This window comes from Ferruginibacter paludis (assembly GCF_030409685.1).
In the GTDB taxonomy this organism is placed as follows: domain Bacteria; phylum Bacteroidota; class Bacteroidia; order Chitinophagales; family Chitinophagaceae; genus Ferruginibacter; species Ferruginibacter paludis.
Window position 1 is genome coordinate 1 of the sequence record NZ_JAUFQJ010000022.1, and the last position, 22,473, is coordinate 22,473.

11 protein-coding genes and 1 pseudogene are annotated in these 22,473 nt (G+C 39.6%); 2 read left to right on the plus strand and 10 right to left on the minus strand.

What is annotated here, in order from left to right; genetic code table 11:
- The 3 genes from QWZ08_RS23755 to QWZ08_RS23765 all read right to left on the minus strand — a co-directional run.
- Nucleotides 1–1,402, minus strand: a 1,402-nt coding sequence (locus QWZ08_RS23755) for an FG-GAP repeat domain-containing protein (RefSeq protein ID WP_290340105.1), incomplete at its 3' end; no start/stop codon positions are given.
- Nucleotides 1,403–1,637: 235 nt separating this feature from the next.
- On the minus strand, nt 1,638–3,269 hold the full coding sequence (locus tag QWZ08_RS23760; protein ID WP_290340106.1) for a RagB/SusD family nutrient uptake outer membrane protein: 1,632 nt from the start codon (nt 3,267–3,269) through the stop codon (nt 1,638–1,640).
- Nucleotides 3,270–3,302: 33 nt separating this feature from the next.
- Nucleotides 3,303–6,281, minus strand: coding sequence for a SusC/RagA family TonB-linked outer membrane protein (locus QWZ08_RS23765; protein WP_290340107.1), 2,979 nt, complete (start codon nt 6,279–6,281; stop codon nt 3,303–3,305).
- Nucleotides 6,282–6,746: 465 nt separating this feature from the next.
- Here QWZ08_RS23765 and QWZ08_RS23770 point away from each other — a divergent pair, with 465 nt between their 5' ends.
- Nucleotides 6,747–7,685 (plus strand): GyrI-like domain-containing protein, encoded by a 939-nt coding sequence (locus tag QWZ08_RS23770; protein WP_290340108.1) that lies wholly within the window; start codon nt 6,747–6,749, stop codon nt 7,683–7,685.
- Between the two features lie 26 nt (nt 7,686–7,711).
- Here QWZ08_RS23770 and QWZ08_RS23775 read toward each other — a convergent pair whose 3' ends face one another.
- From QWZ08_RS23775 to QWZ08_RS23805, 7 genes and pseudogenes are all read right to left on the minus strand, one after another.
- On the minus strand, nt 7,712–11,041 hold the full coding sequence (locus QWZ08_RS23775) for a VCBS repeat-containing protein (RefSeq protein ID WP_290340109.1): 3,330 nt from the start codon (nt 11,039–11,041) through the stop codon (nt 7,712–7,714).
- Between the two features lie 73 nt (nt 11,042–11,114).
- Nucleotides 11,115–12,764 (minus strand): RagB/SusD family nutrient uptake outer membrane protein, encoded by a 1,650-nt coding sequence (locus QWZ08_RS23780; RefSeq protein WP_290340110.1) that lies wholly within the window; start codon nt 12,762–12,764, stop codon nt 11,115–11,117.
- A 12-nt stretch (nt 12,765–12,776) separates the two neighbouring features.
- Nucleotides 12,777–15,773, minus strand: a complete 2,997-nt coding sequence (locus QWZ08_RS23785; protein WP_290340111.1) for a SusC/RagA family TonB-linked outer membrane protein — start codon at nt 15,771–15,773, stop codon at nt 12,777–12,779.
- A 454-nt stretch (nt 15,774–16,227) separates the two neighbouring features.
- Nucleotides 16,228–16,383 (minus strand): hypothetical protein, encoded by a 156-nt coding sequence (locus QWZ08_RS23790; protein WP_290340112.1) that lies wholly within the window; start codon nt 16,381–16,383, stop codon nt 16,228–16,230.
- Between the two features lie 111 nt (nt 16,384–16,494).
- A pseudogene (locus tag QWZ08_RS23795) lies at nt 16,495–17,649 on the minus strand (methionine aminotransferase).
- A 107-nt stretch (nt 17,650–17,756) separates the two neighbouring features.
- A complete protein-coding gene (locus tag QWZ08_RS23800) occupies nt 17,757–18,839 on the minus strand; it encodes a mannose-1-phosphate guanylyltransferase (protein ID WP_290340113.1) in 1,083 nt (360 codons plus the stop codon).
- Nucleotides 18,840–18,901: 62 nt separating this feature from the next.
- Nucleotides 18,902–19,867, minus strand: a complete 966-nt coding sequence (locus tag QWZ08_RS23805; protein ID WP_290340114.1) for a KpsF/GutQ family sugar-phosphate isomerase — start codon at nt 19,865–19,867, stop codon at nt 18,902–18,904.
- A 250-nt stretch (nt 19,868–20,117) separates the two neighbouring features.
- On the opposite strand from QWZ08_RS23805, the gene recQ reads away from it, so the two are divergent.
- Nucleotides 20,118–22,409, plus strand: a complete 2,292-nt coding sequence (recQ, locus tag QWZ08_RS23810; protein ID WP_290340115.1) for a DNA helicase RecQ — start codon at nt 20,118–20,120, stop codon at nt 22,407–22,409.
- The last annotated feature ends 64 nt before the right edge of the window (nt 22,410–22,473 follow it).

Here is a 22,473-nt window from a genome sequence, read left to right on the forward strand (position 1 = left end):
CGTTGTTGCTGTAGGCATAGTTCGATAAAGGATTCGATGGCATTAAATCGATTAACTTCTTTATGCCTCCGTCTTTTTCCTGTTTTAATATTTTTCTAACCTCATCGGGGTTGGCTGTGTACTGTATATAATCCTGGTCTGTGAGATCTTTGAAAATAGCGTTGGCCACAAAAATATCTTTATAACCATCGTTGTCTAAATCTGTTATCAGTGCACCCCAGCTCCAGTCGGTAGCCTGTACGCCCGCTAAGCGGCCTATCTCACTAAAATTAACTTCAGCAGCTTTAGCGCCGGTACCGTCGGAAGGCCCCTGATTTAGTTGCAACACATTTCTTACAAACTGGTGATAATAGCCGTTCGCCAAATTTGATTGGTATTTGTCCCAGTTTTCAAAATTGGTTTTTGTTTTAACCCTCGCTTCGGTTTCGGGCAGCATATCTGTAACATAAATATCGGGATAGCCGTCATTGTTAATATCGGCAATATCAGCGCCCATAGAATTCATGCTAATCTCTCGTATGCAGCTTTCCAGCGATTCGGTAAACGTGCCGTTTTTGTTATTAATGTACAAGTAATCTTTTTCAAAAAAATCGTTGGACACATAGATATCCTGCCAGCCATCTTTGTTTACATCGGCAATGGTAACACCCAAGCCAAAACCGATTTTGCTGCTGTAGATACCTGCCTTTGCGGTGACATCAATAAAATGATTCTTATCATTGCGGTACAATTTATTACCACCAAGTGTATCCGGAATGTTGCGCTGATTTTTGACTAAATCGTAATTGCCAACAGAACGCATGGAGTTATTAAGGAGGTAACAATCCAGGTCGCCATCATGGTCATAATCAAAAAATTCTGCGTGTGTTGAAAGCCCGAGACTATTCAATCCATATTCAGCAGCCCGCTCTGTAAAAGTGCTATTGCCATTGTTTATGTATAAACTGTTGTTGCGGTTTTTACTTTTAAGATCGCCCGATTTACAAACATAAATGTCTAATAAACCATCGCCGTTAACGTCTGCAAAAGTAACCCCGGTCGACCATACGCCTGCTGAATTCAGCCCGGCTTTATCTGTAATGTCTTCAAATTTAAAATCGCCTTTATTCAGGTATAGTTTATTAGATTTCAGGTTGCCACAAAAAAACACGTCAGGTAAACCATCGTTGTTGATATCGCCAATACCAACACCGCCGCCATTATAAAAATTGCGGAAAGTATACGCGTTCAATTCTTCTGTGTATTTAACGTCGTTTGAAAAATCGATCCCCGTGATAGCAGGAGGAATAAGATCAAATAATTTAACCGTGTTCCCACTATAGGATGAATGACATCCGGAAAACATGGCTATGGTACAGATAGATATCATTTGAAAAAAAGCACCTTTTGTCTTTCTCTGCATTATTTTTCTTTCCCAAAAACAGTAAATAAAATCTTGAAACAAAAGGAAATTTTTAGTGGTATCAACAATCATTTACAACGCATCCCATAAGTTCTGTCAATAAAAGAAGGGACATCAAATTTACCCAATATTTGGCTCACTTTAATTATCTGAATGTTAAAAGGGAAAGCAGGTAATTTGCATTACAAGCTTTCCCTTTCAAAATTGTTAATAATTAACCTGCTAGGAATTTATATTAATAGCCAGGGTTTTGTTTAAGTAGTTTATTAGCATTTATCTGAGCATCTGGTATCGGGAAAATATTCAGGTGATTGATTCCGTTTGGACCAAGTGCATCTGGTGCATCAGCATTATGAAATCCGTATGCATCATTGTAAGTACCAAAACGAATCATATCCTGTCTTTTCCATGCTTCGCAAAACATCTCCCTGCTGCGCTCAGCTAAGAAAGTCGCTGCAGTTAATGTGGCAAAAGGAGTTACCCCTCCATGCAACGTCCTGATCTGATTAACTGTAGCTAATGTAGTCGCATCATTCCAGTTACTGGTATTCCTGGCAATGGATTCCGCCTTTGTTAAGAGGATATCTGCATAACGGAAGATAACAAAATCATTGTCCATATTACTGGTCATACCATTATACATTTGCCATTTACCAATTCTCGCGCCAGACTGACGCCATGCTGCAGGCTCCAGCTCATTCATATATGGAGTAAAAGTGAAAGGTGGTCCATCAGGATCTGTTGCATCTGCTCCATCATCTACTAACCTTGTGCCGTCAGCAGCAAACTGCGGGCCGACTATAAAATTTCCAAGCCTTTTATCCAGTGTACCTCTTGTCATATCTCCTTTAGGACTCAACCCGACTACCATTCCTGTTGTTCCAGGATTTGCTACTGTATCGATATAAGATTTATAAAACTCTGCTGTAGAGGCAAAGCCATTCCATGGTTGTGCATTGATATTATATGTCCTTTGATTCAGGTAACTTAAAGTCATCATATTTATGTTTAGTCCCCCAAACTTAATATGATCAAAAGGGATAGCCCAGATAAATTCCTTAGATCCCTGATCATTTTGGGAAAAATTATCAGCATAATTGGGCATTAAGTTATAAACACCTGAATTAATAATATTGTCACAAGCCGCAATAGCTTTATCATATTGTTTGCCAGCTCCATACAATTCCGCGTTTAAATATAATTTTGCCAGGCATGCTTCAGCAGTATAATAATTTACACGGCCATAAGTTGCAATGTCAGGAACAGAAGTTGGTTTTTTTAATAATGGTGCATTGGTAGTTAATTCCGATTCAATAAACTTATACACCTCCAATCTCGGAGAATTTCCTACTGGTGTTGTAACGGAATAATCAATACTCAGTGGCACATTGCCATACCAATCCATTAGCCAATAATAATAAATAGCACGTAAAGCTTTTAATTCAGGAATGTACTCCAACGCTGAAGGTGTTCCAATTTTAGTTAGATTAAAAATCAGGCGATTACAGGTTGAAACACCAGAATAACAGAAATTCCATCCATTAGCTGGCAAAGGATCCGTTGCAACATACGTATGTCTTTTTAATCTTACCCAATGCCCACCATCGCCCCAGTCAGGGCCACGGGTTGGTACGACTATTTCATCAGTAGTTACTTCATTTAAAGGGATATAATGATTGTTACCTCCTACGCCGGCTAAATTTGCATATGCTGCACCAACAAGGGATTGTACTTCCAAATCAGTTTTACCAAACTTGTCACCCGTTACCTTATCAAAAAGGTAAGGTCCTTCATCGAGCTTGGTACAAGAAAATCCTGTAAAAAGCAAGCCGGCGATTAAAGTACTTTTGATTAATTTATTTTTCATATATTAAGTATGTAAATGAATAAAATTTATTTTTTAAAGACCAATGTTAACTCCTACAGTAAATGAACGAGTTAATACCCAGGTGCTCCTTCTGTCAATACCAGGCGCCAGAATATTACCATTCAGGTTATCTGTATAGCGCACCTCAGGGTCTGCTCCAGTATATCCGGTAATAGTGAACAAATTATGACCAGTCAGGAATGCACGAAAGCTTTTAACTCCGTTTGCTTTTTTTGCAATATTAAAGTTGTAACCCAATGTAGCATTGTCCAATTTAACAAAATCGCCTTTTTCAACATACAGGCTGGTGAATATCTGTGCGTCTTTTAAGTTTGGATTAAAATATTTAGTTTTAACTACATTGTACAAAGCAGCAACAGAAGGATTCTCATAAAAAGCTCTGTTTGTATTAATTAGGTCAAACCCGAATGATCCTCTCAGGAAAAAATTCAGATCAAAATTTCCATAATTGAAGGTATTAGTCCAACCCATTTCAAATTTAGGTAAGCCATGGCCTATTACTGTTTTATAAGTGCCAGTGCTTGCAGCAACTGTTTTTCCGGTACCATCATCAGCCAAAATTTTCCCATTGGCATCAAGTCCTCTATATATTTGGTTGTAAAAGGCTCCAATTTCCGCTCCAGCATAAGTCCTTGTAATTTGTGTTGCTTCCTGACCAGGCGACCCCAAGTTTGTTTCTCCGATATAAGAGCCTGCGGATGGGTCAAGCCTTGTTAATACAACATGATTGTGAGCAAAGTTCACGCCGGTTGTCCAATTAAATTTATTGGTTTTTCTAATCACTTCATAGTTCAATGCCACCTCAATGCCGTTACCTGTCATGTCGCCAATGTTCTTCCAAGCCCTGTGGAAAAGAGCTGGTGGTGCAGGAACCTCAACATTAAAAATAAGATCCGATGTTTTACGCTTGTAGTAATCTACTGTTCCGGACAACCGGTTATTGAAAGCAGCAAAATCTAATCCTATATCAGTTTCGGCTTTTTTCTCCCATCTCAGATCAGGGTTGTCATTTTGATTTGGTCCAAAGGTTGAAATCCAATTACCATTTATAAGGTAATTTCCCCCACTTGTATAAGTTATTGCAGCCAAACCTGGTGAAGGTGGTAGGGCACCGGTTACACCATAACTTCCTCTTAATTTGAGGGTATTGAAACCTGGCAGGTTTAAAAATTTATTTAAATCCACACCGGCACTTACCGCAGGAAAATAGCCCCATTTATTATTAGGACCAAATTCTGTAGAACCTTCTCTTCTTAAGGAAGCTGATAGGAAAGCAAAATTGTTATAATTTAAATTGACCCTGCCAAAAAAGGCTACCAACCTGTTGCCGTTTTTATAACTATTTATAGTTGCCAGACCATTTTGTATATCCTGCGCTGTAGAAAAATCCTGGCCAGACAAATCGGTAATAAAATTACCAGCACCAGCATTAAAACCCTGGTAAATAAAATCCTGGTAAGAATAACCTGCTACCGCTGCAACCTCAAGATTAGAAATTTTTCCGTTGTACGATAATGTATTTTCATACAACTGCGTTGTGGCTTCGTCATCTCTCTTAAAAGAATATCCGTGACGTCCTACGCCGGTTACTCCGTTATAAAACCCACGATCTATAAAAGCTGTACTTGGGCTATATGCTGTAAGGTAAGTGCTGGTTTGTTGCTGAGCATATCTAGTAAGAAACTTCAGGCCTTTAACAATTTCGTATTCTGCTGAACCTGCAAAGTTTAACCTGCTAAGCTGCTGATGATTAGAGTTTTGTTTTAAAAGAGCTACCGGATTGGAATATTCAGTAGCACTCACTTCAAAATAACCGCCACCTGCTAAATCCTGTTCTGGCTTTTGAGCATAAACCGGAGACGTTGGATTGTAGATAGTTGCATATTCAAAAGCATTAGAGAATCCCAAGTCAGCAGTTTTACGAGTTGTACTAACTTCTACATTAAAAACCAATCTGTCATTTAATGCTTTGTGTGTTATATTCAACCGGCCATTTAACTGTTTAAGGCCTGTTGTAATAGCAATACCTTGCGCATCTCTATAATTCACAGAAGCATTGTAAGTGGTATGTTCGTTGCCACCAGAAAAAGATAAATTATGCTGGTGCGATATAGCTGTTCTTGTAATTTCTTTATACCAATCAGTTGTAGCTCCATAATCTGTGCCGGCTCCCAGAGTTTTCAATAAACTACGATATTCTGATGCACTTGCATGTTGGGTAAGCCTCGCTGCATTTTCTATACTAACGGATCCATTATAGGTAACCTGTGACGTTCCCTTAGTCCCTGTTTTTGTTGTTACGATAATTACACCTGCAGAGCCGCGGGTTCCGTAAATTGCTGCAGAGGAACCATCTTTTAATACATCAATACTTTTAATATCGTTAGGATCTACCGAGTTTAAATCAGCACCAACCTGGCCATCAATTACCACCAGTGGGGAAGTACCAGAACCAATCGTAGAGAGGCCTCTTAACCTGATATCAAAACCTCCGTTCACATCACCGCCTGCACGGGATATTGAAAGTCCTGCCACTTTACCTTGTAACAATTGGGCAACATCATTGATATTGCCTTTGTTGAATTGTTCTGCATTTACACGGGTAATGGCACTGGTAATTTCTCTTTTCTTTAAGGTACCGTAACCTACAACAGTAACCTCGTTTAAAGCCGTATTGCTGCTTTTCATAGAAACAGCAACATCGCTTTTCCCGGCAACGTTCAGGTCCTGTTTTTCAAAGCCTACACCAGAAAATGTAATTTTAGAAATCCCGTCTGTTGAGGATAATTTAAAGGATCCGTCATTTGCTGTTGCAGTTCCTACTTTTTTACCTGAAGTAGTAACTCCCAACACAGAAATCCCGGCTACAGGTGAACCATCTTTAGAGTCGGTTACCTTACCGGTTACTTCTTTGTTTTGGGCGTAAGCCATTGTGGAAAACAGGGCAAGACAAAAGCATAGGATGCCTTTTGCTAGTTTTTTTAAATTCATAATCAGTCGTTTAATTTAGTTTTTAATGCACTAATAACAGGTTACAATACACTTTTTCCGAAAAATTGATAATGAAGTTTTGCCCGGAGATACCCTGACAGGGAGAAAATTGAAATTTCTTCATACAGCAATATGTTGGTAGAGCGAATCGCGGCAATGAAATTATAACTTTGCTTTAACATGGGTAGTTATATTAATAGCAGAAGTCTCTGCAAATGTTTCCGCAAACGTTTGCAGAGGATAAAATAGATTTTAAATTTTTTAAAAAGTCTTTTTAACAATTATTCAACTAAAATGATTGAGAAAAATTGTTTAAAGTCGCAGGCAAGATGCCTAAGGCGCAGTTCTTATTTTCCAGGCCGGCGTTGTTTATAAAGAAAAACGATTTGAAGCCGTACATCTTTTGCATTTGCACTAAAGCTGGATGAAAATTTGTTTCCGTTTTGTACCACAATAAATTAAGGCATGAAAAAAATATTTGTTACAGTCCTGGGTATAATAACATTAGCCATCGTTGCTGAATATTTCCTTATACCAAATATTGTAATGATAAAAGCCAGTGCCTTTGTGTCAACACCGGCACCGGCCATCCACAGAATGTTACTCAATAAAACCAGTCTCGCTAAATGGTGGCCGGGAAAAACGACCGGCGATAGTTTGTTTTACAATAATTTATTGTACAAGATAAAGGATGGTAATATTACAGTTATTCCCGTGTCTGTTGCTAATGACAAGCTGAAATTAAACAGTTCTTTATACCTGGTTTCTCTATCGACTGATTCCACCAGATTGGAGTGGGTCGGTTCAGCTGCTAACTCTAATAATCCAGTCAAACGTCTTCAAAATTACCTGCAGGCGAAACAAGTTAACAGGGACTTTTCGGTAATTCTTCAAAAAATGACCACATTTTATAGTGACCCGGTAAATATTTATGGTTCCGCAGTTAAAAAGGCCCTTATTTCTGACAGCCTGCTGCTTGCGACAGCAGCAAGCTTCAGGCACTATCCCACTACCAAAGATGTCTATGATTTAATCGACAAATTGGGTGCATATATTGCTTTTAATAAAGGCAGGAGGACCGGATTTCCAATGCTTAATATTTCAACAAATGACAGCATACAATATGATGTAAAAGTGGCGCTCCCAACAGATAAGCCCATTAAGTCATCCGAAAATTTTGAACAAAAAAGAATGCCGGGCAAAAGTGTTATTTTGTTTAGTGAGGTTAAAGGAGGGACTTATACCTGCGCTAACGCACTGGATCAATTGCAGCAATACGCAGATGACAGGCAATTAAGATCGCCTGCAATTCCTTTTTATTCACTGGTAACTGATCGCAGAAAGGAAACAGATTCCAGTACCTGGATAACCAGGGTTTATTTCCCGGTTATGTTGTATCAATAGCCCTGTAAAATTTGACCCTGAGACTACTACTTGACCTCATTGTTAATTTTTGTCAATACGGGATATAAATTGTTTTGAAGAATTAATAAACAATGCAGATTTTTGGTGTTTACTGCCTGGATGTCTCTTACTTCGCCCTTTAAACCCAAGCCTGTTTTTGCTTCTTCCTGCCAGCTGAAATTGCCTTTGCTATCATTTAGTAACACATCTCCAAAACTTGCATCCAGCCTTTCAAACTGCGGTAAAAAACCAAACTGGTTTCCTCCTAAAATAAGATCAGGGTGGCCATCTTTGTTTACATCCATTACGCGGCAAATGTTGACGCAGGATAACTGGACCCTGGCGGGCAATTTTTTTATCATAAAGTTGCCATTCCCCTCATTTAATGCAATGCAGGAACTGGAATAATTAACCTTCTTCACACTACATTTTTCAACAATCTCTTTAGAAAATAATTGCTGAATTGATTTTTTTGAATAGGCTTCATTTTTCAGGCTTTGCTTTTTTATCCCCGGAATTTGCTCTTCCAAGTCAAACTTTAAAAACGCCGGTTTATCCTCACCGTCGATTGTATAGGTTAGTATTTTATCAATACTGCCATTCTGGTCAAAATCGTTGATCCATAGTTTTACAGGATGACTGCTATCGGGATGCAAATAAAAATTTTCGCCCATGTTCCCTAAAATGAGATCTTCTTTGCCATCGCCGTTTAAATCTGCCGCAGCTATTGTTTGCCACCAGCCGTAAACACGGTTGAGATTACTTGTTATTTCTTTAAAGCGATCATGCTGAAAAGAAAAAATTCTTGGGCTCATCCATTCACCGGTAATCACTAACTCTTTTTGTGTGTCGCCGGTAACATCAACCCATACAGCACCCGTCACCATTCCAATTTTAGCAATATCCGGATTTTTCACTGGTGCAATGTCGTGAAAATGCCCGTTGCCGTCATTTACAAATAAATAGCTGGCGGGGTCCATTCCGTAAATACCGGGGAAACTTCTGCCTCCAATAAAAAGATCGGGGTAACCATCCTGGTTAAAATCATTTGCAACTGCAACAGCTATGTTCATCCCGACATTGGTAAAACTGGCTGCATCCAGCAGAAAATTGCCTTTTCCATCATTCTTAAATAATCGGAGCTGTAGTTCCCTGCTATTGGGAGCCGCCGCATTTCCACCGGGGCAAATAAGCAAATCCTGGTCGCCGTCTTTGTCACAGTCAAAAAACAATACAGCAACATCTTCAAAATCCGTGTACTGCTGAAAACCCTTTTGCGCCTTCTTAACAAACTTTCCATCATTGGTCTGAAAATAGAGCTGCCCCGGATGACCCGGCGTTCCTCCAATAAAAACATCCTCCAACCCATCCCCATTTACATCAGCCACCGCGGCTTTCGGACCTTCACGCGATAGCATTCTTGGAATATTGCGCTCATTGTAAAAATCAATTACGTCATCCTCTTCATGTTTGTCAAAATTGCTGTTTACGCTTGAAAAAAATGGAGTCTCTTTTTTTTCAAGCGACGCTATTGGTGACAGCATGCTGGCTTCATCCTGTCGCATAACATGCGTCTTATTCATTACCGGATTTTTTATAACGGTGCAGGTTCTGTTTGGCCAATAAACAATCAGGGAGTCTGCCTGTGTAATTGTTCCTGTTCCGATGATGATTGTGTAATCCATTGAAGACTGAAAACCACGGCTTGGATATAGCTCTCTTGTGAATTGCTGGCTGCCTGCAAAGAGTTTTATTGTGCTGCCGATGGCGAATGTATTTTTTCCGTTTCCTTTAAGTTGAATGCTGATGTAATTATTATGATTTAATTCACGGGCTTTATTTTTATATACAAAGGCCTGCTGGTTTTCATTATTTACTACCAGGTCAAGGTCTCCGTCACCATCCAGATCTGCGTAAGCCGCCCCGTTGGAATAACTGGGTTGTGTAAAGCCCCAGGTTTCTCCGGTATCAGTAAATTTAAGGTTGTGATCATTCCTAAATACTTTATTTACCAAAGGTGTTTTCGGAATCTCTTTCAGTACTTTTTCAACATCTTTTTTTTCGCCGTTCATCACCATTTTGTGGTAGGTTTCATCCGCAAAAAAATTCATAAAATCCAGGTTGGTAACATCTTTATTAATACCGTTGCAAACATATAAATCGTTCCATCCGTCATTGTCCATGTCAAACAATAGGGCACCCCAGCTCCAGTCTGTAGCTGCAACACCGCTGTAATTGGCAATGTCAATAAAGTGATTGTTTTTATTGTTTAACTGTAAACAATTTTGGGTGTATTGATAATAAAAGCCTGCTTTTATTTTAGCATTGAATAAATCGATGTTATCAAATGCGCCCATTGTTTTTAGCCGGTAATCGTTCAGTGGTAACATATCCGATGTAAATATATCCTGGTATCCATCATTGTTGATATCAGCAATATCTGCGCCCATAGATGAGAAGCTGGTATGTTGCAGACAATTTTCCAGTTCGTCTTTAAATGTGCCATTTCTTTGGTTGATGTATAAATAATCTCTTTCATAAGAGTCGTTTGACACATATACATCGGGATATCCATCATTATTGATATCACTTACAGAAACTCCTAAACCGAAACTAATAAGGGAACCATGTATGCCGGCATCCTTTGTAACTTCTGTAAAATGCCCGTTGTCATTTCTAAATAAATGATCGCCGCCGCCTTTTAAAAAATCAGCCACGGGCCATTGGGCATCCGGTAAATCTCTGCGGTTGCTAAACTGCAACTGGTTTACCGGTATTGGACTATTATTAATCATAAAACAATCCAGGTCGCCGTCGAGATCATAGTCGAAAAAGGAAACCTGGGTCGTATAAGCAGCAATGTCAAGACCATACTGTGCTGCGGATTCTTTGAAAGTAAGATCGTGATTGTTAATGTACAATTTATTTTTCCTGTTACCTGTTGCCATGTGCCCGGATGTGCTCACGTAAATATCAAGCCAGCCGTCGTTGTTCACATCTGCGAAAGCAACACCTGTATTCCATTTATCGTCTTCTATTATCCCTGCTTTTTTACTGATGTCTTCAAACTTAAAATCACCCTTATTCAGGTAAAGCTTATTGGCTGCCGTATTAGATGTTAAAAACACGTCGGGCAGGCCATCGTTATTGATATCGCCAATGCCCACTCCGCCGCCATTATAAAAATTTCTGAATAAAAAACTATTTTCTGTTTTACCGTCCTCGACTTTATTTTCAAAATTAATTCCTGTATTTCCCATCAACTCAAACAGGCCTGCAACCTTATCTTTCCCTTTATTGCAGGAGCTAAATAAAGTGCAGGTAAAAAATAAAAAAAGACAAATTTCTTTTCTCATTCGTAACGCATTTAAAAATAAAAGGCCATTGCAGCAATGACCTTTCTTGAGATGATATCTGTTTCTAAAACATTTAATAACCCGTATTTTGTTTCAAATTAGGATTAGCCGCCAGGGCGGATGTTGGAATGGGAAATAGTAAATGCGCTTCATCAGACGCTGGTTTTAGTGCCCAGGGTTTCATAAATACGCCAAACCTGATTAGGTCTGTTCGCCTGGTACTTTCCCAGTATAATTCCCTGCCTCTTTCGGCCAGTAATGTACCGGGGTCTGCCATGTTGGATGGATTCACCAGTGTCATTGATGCCAGGGGTGCGGCCTTTCTTGCTGTTCTCAATTCGTTCACCAAAGCAAGTGCGCCTGCATTGTCTGCAGCTGTCGCCCGCATCTTTGCTTCGGCCACCATTAACACCACATCAGGATACCGGTAAATCATAGCCCAGTTACCTGATACACCACCACCATAATTTTTTCCATTGCCAGAGAAATCAGGAACATATTTTACAATCCTGATACCTTTAATCTCCAGGTCATTTCCTGTTTCTTTTAAGTCAGCACTGATATTGGGATCAAATTTTAGCAGGTTACCCTTCCGGTCTTTTTCAGCCGTACCATCTTCATAATATTGCTGCCCTATTAACAACCCGGGCCGTATTCCGGAAACATCAGTGCACCCTTTATAAAACCGTCCGCCAATTCGCTGGTCGAGCAAAGTGTCCACCGGAGTTTTTGTTGGTGTACTGGTAACTCCAAAAGAATTATAAAAATCAGCCACTGTTGAAAAGCCGTTCCAACCTGATTGAGGAGCGAGCGGACGGTAAGAATTATAATGCAGTGTAGCCCACCAGTAATTATGTATGCCGGAATTATTGGTTGCTACGCCAGATGTATTGGGGTAAGCAAAAATTGCTTCTTTGGAACCAGAGTTGGAAGGACTAAAATTATCAAAGTAGTTGGCGTTATATGAATATTTGCCACTACCAATTATGGCATTGCCAAGGGTAATTACCTGCTGCATATCTGCATCATCGAAAGTGGGTGCAGCTCTGTTATTAAATGCGCCACGGTTTAAATATAGTTTCATTAATAACATATTTGCCGCATCCTTGTTGGCTTTGGCAATGCCGTTTGCCGGATCGAGGTCGGGAATAATGGTATTTAATTCGCCGATGATAAAACTTACTGCAGAATCGCCGGTGTAAACTTTAGGAGCATTTAATAAATTATCACCCGGGTCACGGAAAGGAAACTGCCCAAATAAATCCAGCAACTGGTACAAAGCGAAAGCTCTTAAAAAGCGGGCTTCTGCCGCCTGTGCTTTAGAAGGATTAAAGGCCAATACATTTGTAGCATCAAAATTTAGTTTATTAAGTGCGTTAAACATGTTGATAATTACATCAACTCCATCAGCTTTGAATGTTTGTTGCTTTAACGCCCGCCATTTTCCATTATCATCCCAGTCTCCGGCCCTCGTTGGTACCACACACTGGTCTGCAGTCACCTCCTCCATAGACATGATATTTCCGGGGTCGGAATAAGGATTGCCAACGTCATTGTAGGCAGTTTGTAATAACAATTGCGTTCCATTGACGCCCAGCGCATTTTTTGCCTGGTCGCTCGTCAGTGTACTGTTTAATCCCTGGTCAAGCTTAGTGCAGCTTGTAGAAAAAATAAGCGCAATTAAAGCAATAGAAAAATGTGTTTTATATTTTAACGGATACATAGCTTAGCATTTTTATAGTGACATATTAAAGCCAAAGTTGATAATGCGGGGTGTTGGATAAGGTATATATTCAATATTCCTGGATGGATAGCCATTGTTGGTTTTATCAACATTTACCTCCGGATCGAATCCTGTAAACTTCGTAATTACAAACAGGTTGGTTCCCCCTACAAAAACATTTAAATTTTTAATGTACTTTCCTGCGTTACCTACCGCATAATTGATGGTAGCATTTCTTAGTTTTAAATAGTTGCCGCTTTCAAGGTATCTCGACGAAGCTGCTACACTGGAATTGATATTTTCAACAGAACCGAGTACAGAAGCGTCGACATTTTTACCATTTTGAAGGTTGCTAATGTTGGTAACAGAATTGAATGTATTGTTGTAGATCAGGTAGCCCGATGCACCACTGGCATTTAAACTAAGCGAAAATTTATCATATCGGAGTGAAGTGCTGAAACCATATAACCAGTGCGGATTGGGATCCCCAAGAAAGGTTGGATTATCTGCAATGATCTGCTGGCCATTTTGATCAAAGCCACCAAATTGTTTTAAGTAATATACGTTCACAGGGTGGTTATTTCCTATAACCTGTGCCAAAGCTCCGGATACACCCTGTCCACTCACCTGGGCTGTCTGAATATCGGCCTGCGCAAAGTCTTTCAACAGGTTTTTATTATGGGCAATATTGGCGCCGGCATCCCAACTAAATTTCGGATTTGTAATGATGGTTGCGCCAACTGAAAATTCATAGCCTTCATTTATTAAATGAGCAGGCAGGTTGATGAAAAATATTGACGCAGGTGCCGGTTGAATCGCTGTGCTTTGAAATAACAGGTCAGACGTATTTTTCTTGTAATAATCAATAGAACCAAAAATTCTGTTTTTTAATATTGCGTAATCAAGGCCAATATTAATCTGCGTGGTTTTTTCCCATTTCAAGTCGGGGTTAGCCACATTGCTTTGGCCGATACTATTGTAGGCTCCGGAATTAAATTGTTCCAATGACGCTCCGGCAGGAAACTCCTGGTTACCTGTAATGCCCCAGGACGCCCTCAAACCAAGGCTTGAAAAAACATTGCTGGATTTTAGAAAGTCTTCACTGCTGATTAACCACTTGGCACCTACGGATGGGAAATATCCGTACTTGTTATTTTTACCAAATTTGCTGGAGCCGTCAGCCCGGATGGTACCCGTTAAAAAATATTTATCAGATAAATTAAAATTTACGCGACCAAAATAAGATTGAATTTCGGTCGTCGGATCTACGAAAGTGACCAGGGGTGTTTGTGTTTTTGCATTTTGAAAAAAACTGGTATATAAAACCGGGATGCGGTTCTTTTGATCCAGGTTGGTATTAAACTGTGAGGCAAATAGCGACAGGTTGGAATAGTTTGTTTTCCAATATTCATATCCAGCCAAAGCTTCAAGTTTTAAATCTTGCGAAAGCGACGTGCTGTAGTTAAGCGTATGCGTAAATGTTTGTGAAGTGAGTTCTGCTTGTGATATAGCCGCATCGCCAATGCCAGACACACCGTTTATTCCATCAATCCAGCCATCTATATTAGTATTTCTTTTTCCTGTTCCGTGATTAATGGCATACAAAAATTTATACTCCAGGCCTTTTACCAGTTTTACTGTTGCTGCAACATTGCCTAAAAAAACATTCACATTCGCTACATCATTGTACCCTTCTATTACCGCCAGCGGATTGGGGACAGAGTTAGTCGCCAGGCTGTACAATCCGGTACTGGTAGTAAACGGGGCGGTTGGGTTCCAGTTCAATGCATAAGAGATCAGATTACCCCCAGCCCCGGCAGTGTTACTTACCAATCCCATATTTTCGGTGGTATGCCCGGCGATCAGGCCGAAGTCAATAGAAAGGCGTTTATCCAAAAACTTATATTGTCCTGAAAAGTTACCGAGGTATTTATCGAGAGAAGTCTTTTTTATAAAGCCGTAGTTTTTTGATCCTAAAAAAGAGGCCCTGAACCGGCCGGACTCGCCACCGCCACTTAACGCCAGGCTATACTCCTGTGATAAACTGGTCTGGGTAATTTCTTTGAGTGCATCAACGGATGCTTTATGGTCCAGCGAAACCGATAAGGTGTCCAGACTGTATTTATGCAAAGCTGTTCTAAAATCTCCCGCTGTTAGTACCTTATACTTTTTCATGTATCCTGCTGAAACGCCGAACTTTGTTCCGAATTCTATTTTAGTTCCCCCGGTTCCTTTTTTAGTTGTAATTACCACAATGCCATTCGCTCCACGGGAACCATAAATTGCAGTAGAGGAAGCATCTTTCAGTACATCAACCTGAGCAATATCGTTGGGGTTAATGTATAGTAAAGGATTAGATTCGGGTGTTGTTCCAAAGTCCAAACCAGAGCCAGCACCGAAGTTCAGGCTGGGCTTGGCCGTTCTGCCATCCAATGGCACCCCGTCTACAACATACAAAGGGTTGTTACTCGCCCTTATTGAATTATTACCGCGTATTTTAATTGTAGTAGCGGCACCCGGTTGACCACTATTACTTGTAATTTCGAGCCCTGGCACTTTGCCCTGCAATAGCTGGTCGGGTGATGCAATCACACCCTGGTTAAAATCCTTGGCCTTTACAGAAGAGACGGCACCCGTTAAATCCTTTTTTCTTGCTGTGCCGTATCCGATGATCACCACTTCATTCAGACTGGTATTGGTTGCCACCAGTGCAATGGACACATCAGTTTTACCCGTTACATCAATTGTTTGATTTTGGTAGCCGACACCGGATACGGTCAAACCCTTAATGTTCTCTGCCATTGAAATACGAAACGATCCATCCGTACCCGTTGCAGTTCCTGCTGTTTTGCCATTCGCGGATTTGGCGACTACAGAGATGCCTGAAACGGGTGTAGAGTCCTTTGAATTAATTACTGTTCCGGAAATTTTGTTTTGGGCCTGGGTGACAGAAGAAAAAAGAACCAGACAAAAACAAAAAATGCTTCTTTCGAATTTTTTTACGTTCATAACCAGTCGTTTTAATTAAGTTTTAGATACACTAATCCTAACTCTATTTTTATGCTGGAAATTGGGCAAGAATCCAGGCCGGGAAGCCCGTGAAAGAGGTCGAGAGTTTTATCAACTATTGCAGTACTCGGGTAAAATGACACTGCTACCTAAAATTAAAAAATTGGTTTTATATAAAAATTTCTAAGGTCATTTTTCAAACGATTGCGGAGGAGAAAATCACAGTTTAGAAAGAAAATTTTTACAAATCCTTTAAAATCAATATTTTGTAAAGGTGTTAAAACTGTTAAAAAAAACTTAAAATGCATTCTGATTTGAAAACTTTAAAGTTTTTAAAATGCCAGGTATTCTTTCAAGTGACCAGTTATTCAGTAGAAATTAATTATTAATCTGAGCTTTAATAAAAAACCCTCCTGAGTGGAGGGTAGATCATTTGGGGGTTTGTTACCAAAAGTTATATGATTAGCATGTTTCTGTTTCTGCCTGCCCTTTTGCCTTTTTTATAGTATTTTATCGGGTAGATATCAGGTGTCTGCGTTAATTTATTCAGCATATTTTTCACCAGTTGTATAACAGGGTATCCGCTATTTTTGTTAGAAATATTTGCCATTTGCATTGAATTTTATCAACTAGTAACGGTAGATTTTAATAATTATTGTGCTGAATAATAGTTGATTTGATGTTCGCGGGAGCAAAGCCTAGTACCATTATTACAAATTTCTCAACCGCATTTTATCAGCCGGTTTACAGCTTCTTCCAACGTTGTTTGTTTTTTCGCAAAGCAGAAACGTATAACACGGTCATCTTTTTGCCCTGTATAAAAGGCTGAAACTGGTATAGTGGCTACGCCATATTGTTTAGTTATTCTTACTGACAAATCCATGTCTTTTTCTTCGCTCAATCCTTCATAACTATACAATTGAAAATAACTGCCGTGAGACGGTAATGCCGTGAATTTTGTCTGTTGCATAAGGGATTGGAAGTAATCTCTTTTTTACTGTATTGTTTTTCCCAGTTGCAGGTATTGTTCTTTTTGTTGTACAAACTCTGACAGTGCAAACTGAACAGGACTATGGCTGCTAAAACAATTAAACTGGTGCACTTTTCTAAACTCATTCATCAGCGGTTGCGGAGCAACGCAATAACCTAGTTTCCAGCCGGTGCAGTGATATGTTTTTCCAAATGAGAAACACACAAAACTTCTTTCCAGTAAATCGGCATAGCGTAACATACTCTCGTGCCGCAGGTCGTCAAATATTAAGTGTTCGTACACTTCATCGCTTAAAATAAAAATACCCGTGTTTTTTACAACGCTGCGTAGGTGCTCAATGTCATAACTACTCAATACACTTCCTGTTGGGTTATTGGGAGAATTAAGCACAATCATTTTTGTTTTTGATGTAATGCTTTCCTTAACCAATTGCCAGTTGATACTATAAGAAGGAAAACTTAATGGAATCAAAACCGGGATTGCGCCATTGATAATAATGTTGGGGATATAACTGTCGTAGGCAGGTTCAAAAACAATCACTTCATCCCCCGGACGGAGAACTGTGGTGAGCGCAGTATAAATAGCATACGTTCCTCCTGGAGTAATTGTTATTTCTGAATCAGGATGGATATTGGCATCATATAAATCGGCCATCTTTTCTGCCAGCCGTTCCCGCAACGATAACAGACCATTCATATGAACGTACTGATTATTGCCATCCTGCATTGACTTATTTACCAACGCAATTAAATCCGGATTCATCATGAAATCAGGAAAACCCTGGCCGAGGTTGATAGCTTTGTATTCTGCTGCCAACATACTCATTTGCGTAAAAATCGTAGTGCCTACTTTTGGAAGTTTGCTGTGAATGGTGGGAGAAGCCATTGAATTGCATTTTAACTTATTGACATGTGGACGCAGGTATCGACAATTGAAACCCCCGGAGAAAAATTTTATTCCTCATTGAAAACTTATAATTTCCTGAAACTGCATTAAATATATCTATCTCCTTTATTTCGTTTCACTTCCGCCACATATTCTTTAATTTCCTGCTCTTTGTCCTTTTTACAAATAAGCAACACGTCGTCCGTATCAACAACAATAAAATCATCCAGGCCCTGAATTAATACCAATTTATCATTGCCGGCATGTACCATATTTTTTGTGGCGTCAATAATCATAACATTGTTGCCGGATACCGCGTTGTCCAGGTAATCTTTCTCAAAATTCTCATAGGCGCTTGCCCATGTACCCAGGTCGCTCCATCCAAAAGAAGATGGTATGATATATACATTATCGGCTTTTTCCATCACGCCGTAATCAATAGATATGTTTACACATTGCGGGTAAATTCTTTCAATGGCTTCTTTTTCTTTTTCTGAAGAGAAGTTATCTTTTTCAGCATCAAACACGTCATGCATTTCCGGCAAAAATGTTTCAAATGCCTTTAGGATATTTTTTACCTGCCAAACAAAAATACCTGCGTTCCATAAAAAATCGCCACTGGATATAAAGGTTCTGGCCAGATCCTTATCCGGCTTTTCCGTAAATGTTTTTACTTTAAAAACGTTTTCACTCACTTTTTGCTGATCGTACTGTATGTAACCATAACCTGTATTGGGATGGGTTGGTTTAATACCCAATGTAACCAATGCCTTTATATGTGCAGTAAAATGCAGAGCCTGCAGGCAAGTTTCTTTAAATCCATGCGGATCGAGAATGATATGATCTGCGGGGGCACAAATCAAATTCGCTTCGGGGTTTAACTGATGTAATTTGTATGAAATATAGGCTATACAAGGAGCCGTATTTTTTCGTGAGGGTTCGCATAAAATGTTTGCCACCGGAATGTCGGGCAATTGTTCCGCAACAATATCTTTGTATTGATGGGTGGTTACAATGTAGATATTTTCCTTTGGTACAAAAAGGGTAAACCGGTCATATGTCGCCTGAATAAGGGTTCGGCCTGTATTCAAAATATCCAGAAATTGTTTTGGATAGTCTGTTCGGCTCAGTGGCCAGAATCTGCTGCCGATACCGCCAGCCATAATGGCCACGTAGTTGTTGTTATCCATCGTCTAAATCTCAATTTTTGCACCGCAAATGTATCGAAATGTTTTAGCATCATCCATTTACTTTAAATTATCCCCTCTCTTATAAGATCATGTAAATGTATAATACCGGCATACAGACCATTTTCTACAACAAGTAACTGGCTGATGTCCCTTGTTTTCATCATTTCCAGCGCATGTGCTGCCAGCCTGGCTGCATCGATTACTGCCGGATTTGCGGACATTATATCATGGGCTTGTAACACTGAAAAGTCGGTGGTCTTTTCCAGCATGCGGCGTAAATCGCCATCTGTAATAATTCCGGCAATTGAATTGTCGCTGTTTACTACGGCAGTTGCGCCTAAACGCCTGCGTGTTATTTCTACAATCACCTCGTTAATGGTGGCATTGCCGGTTACTGTGGGCTGCTCATTTTGTGCCGATAAATCTGCCACTCTCAAATAGAGTTTCTTCCCCAGCATGCCGCCGGGATGAAACCTGGCAAAATCGGCCGTGCCAAAACCTTTTACCTCCATCAAACAAACTGCGAGCGCATCGCCCATTACCATTTGAGCTGTGGTGCTGGTGGTGGGCGCCAGGTTATTGGGGCAAGCTTCCTGGCTAACGGTAGTATTTAAAACAATGTCGCATTGTTTTGCCAAAAAGGAAGCCGTATTCCCCACAATAGCAATCAGTGTATTTCCAAAACTTTTTATCAATGGAGCCAGCACTTTTATTTCCGGGCTATCACCACTTTTGCTGATAATAATGATAACATCGTCTTTCTGTATCATGCCCAGGTCGCCGTGTACAGCATCAGCTGCATGCATAAACAGAGCCGGAGTGCCTGTACTGTTAAGCGTGGCAACAATTTTTTGAGCAATGATGGCGCTTTTGCCAATGCCGCTCACAACAAGCCTTCCTGTTGAAGTGGCTATTTTATTCACCGCGTTGGCAAAATCATCATTAATAAAGGCTGCCAATTCTCTAATTGCAGCAGCTTCTAACTCAATGGTGTTTTTTGCGGTTGCTATAATACTGTTATGCTTCATTTTTTATTGCGGCAAACCTACTTTAAATAGCCCACAGTGCAAAAGGGAGCACCCTTTTTATACATACTTTAAAAAAAATTGAGTATCTTAATCAATGGTTAACACCTCTGGCAATTTGAAAATAGAAGGTATTGAAGTAACTTTGCACTCTTTTATAATATTTAAGCAGTAAAAGTGATTTCTTTTAAGCCATTTATTTTGTTCAATTTCCTATAAATTATTAACCAAGCGTGAAAGAGACGATATCTATATGACCACAGTAAAAAAGCCTAGAAAAGCTATTTCTGATAAAGAAAAACCGGTTCAAAAAAAATCCGCAGTTAAAGCAATTAGTGTAGAAAAAAACCTTGATTTAAAAGCACAACTGCAAAGCTCATTTGGCTTTGACGGTTTTAAAGAACCCCAGGAAGCAATCATAAAGAATTTATTGGCTGGTAACGATGCCCTGATAATTATGCCCACTGGTGGTGGCAAAAGTTTGTGTTACCAGCTACCCGCCATTATCAGTGAAGGTTGTGCAATTATTGTTTCCCCGTTGATAGCATTAATGAAAAACCAGGTTGACCTTGTAAGAAGTTATAGCAGTAAGGATGACGTAGCCCATTTTTTAAACAGTACCCTTAATAAAGGCCAGCAAAAAATTGTAAAAGATGATTTGACAACGGGCAAAACAAAAATGCTGTATGTAGCTCCGGAAACACTCACCAAGGAAGAAAATATTGAGTTTTTTAAAGATCTTAACATCTCTTTTTTTGCGGTGGATGAGGCCCATTGTATTTCAGAATGGGGGCATGATTTCCGGCCTGAGTACCGCCGCCTGAGAGAGATGATGGAACTTATAAATGCTGACGCTCCCATGATTGCGCTAACAGCTACAGCAACTCCGAAAGTACAAAGCGATATTTTGCGAAATCTTGGATTACGCAATCCCAAAATATTCATTTCCTCTTTTAACAGACCGAATTTATATTACGAGATTTTACCCAAGATTAATAAAGATCAAACAGTAAAAAGCATTGTGCGTTTTGTTTCTCAAAACAAGGGCAAGAGCGGGATTATCTACACGCTGAACAGAAAAACAACGGAGGAGCTTGCTGATATGTTGATGGCAAATGGTATAAAAGCGGTAGCTTATCATGCAGGGCTGGATAGTAAGTTAAGGGCAGAACGCCAGGATCTTTTTTTGAATGAAGATGTGCAGGTAATCGTGGCCACCATTGCCTTTGGAATGGGCATTGATAAACCAGATGTTCGTTTTGTAATTCATTACAATATACCGAAATCAATAGAAAATTATTACCAGGAAACAGGCCGTGCCGGACGAGATGGCCTGGAAGGAAAATGTATTCTGTATTACAGTCATAAAGACGTTGCGAAGCTTGAACACCTGATGAGGGATAAGCCTTTAAGTGAAAGGGAAGTTGGTGCACAATTGATTAATGAAACGGTGGCTTATTGCGAAAGTTCTGTTTGCCGCAGAAAAATTTTACTGAATTATTTCGGAGAAGAGTATGATACGTTGCAGTGCACTGATAAAATGTGCGACAACTGCAACAACCCGAAAGAATTGATGGAGGCCAAAAAAGAAGCCTGCCAGGTATTGACTGTAATTAAAGGTTTAGACGAACAGTTTACTATGGATTACCTGATGCACATTTTACGGGGTAAACCTAACCCCAAAGTAAAAATGTTCCGGCACGATGAACGTGAATTTTTTGGTATTGGTAAAAGTAAGGAAGAGCTTTTCTGGAACTCCTTAATGCGCCAGATGATTCTTGAAAGATTGATTCAGAAAGATATTGAAGAATATGGTGTATTGAAAATTACCAAAAAGGGGCATGCTTTTATAAAAAAACCATCCTCTTTTAAAATTGTATTGAATAATTTATTTGAAGATGCGGATGCGGATGATGATGAGGCAGCGCCTGTTGCAACATCAACAATAACGACAGATCAAAAATTATTAGAACTGTTAAAGGAGTTGCGTAAAAAAGTAGCCAGGGAAAAAAACCTGCCACCTTTTGTAATATTCCTGGAGACCAGCCTTGAAGATATGGCAACCATGTACCCCACCACCATTGAAGAGCTTGAAAAATGCCAGGGTGTAAGCAAGGGTAAGGCCATGCGGTATGGCAAACATTTTGTTGATCTTATAGTTGACTACATTGGTGAGAATGAAGTGGAGCGCCCGGATGATTTCGTTATGAAGGGCGTAGTAAACAGAAACAACAACAAAATTTTTATTATCCAGAATGTAGATAAAAAAATACCCCTGGAAACCATCGCTAAAACAAAAGACCTTTCAATTCAGGAGTTACTCGAAGAAATGGAAACCATTGTAGCCAGTGGAACAAAATTAAACCTTGATTATGCCATTGATGAAATGGTAGATGAATATGAGCAGGAAGAAATTATTGACTATTTTAAAGCCTGTGAAACAAGCAGTCTGCAAATTGCACAGGAAGAATTGGCCGATAGCAGCTTTAACTGGGAGCAGTTGAAAATAATGCGTATCAAATTTTTGTGTGTGTACGGAAATTAGTTTTTTTAATAAAAATTTGCTGCCGGAACCAAACGTTCCGGCTTTTTTATTGATCTCATTATTA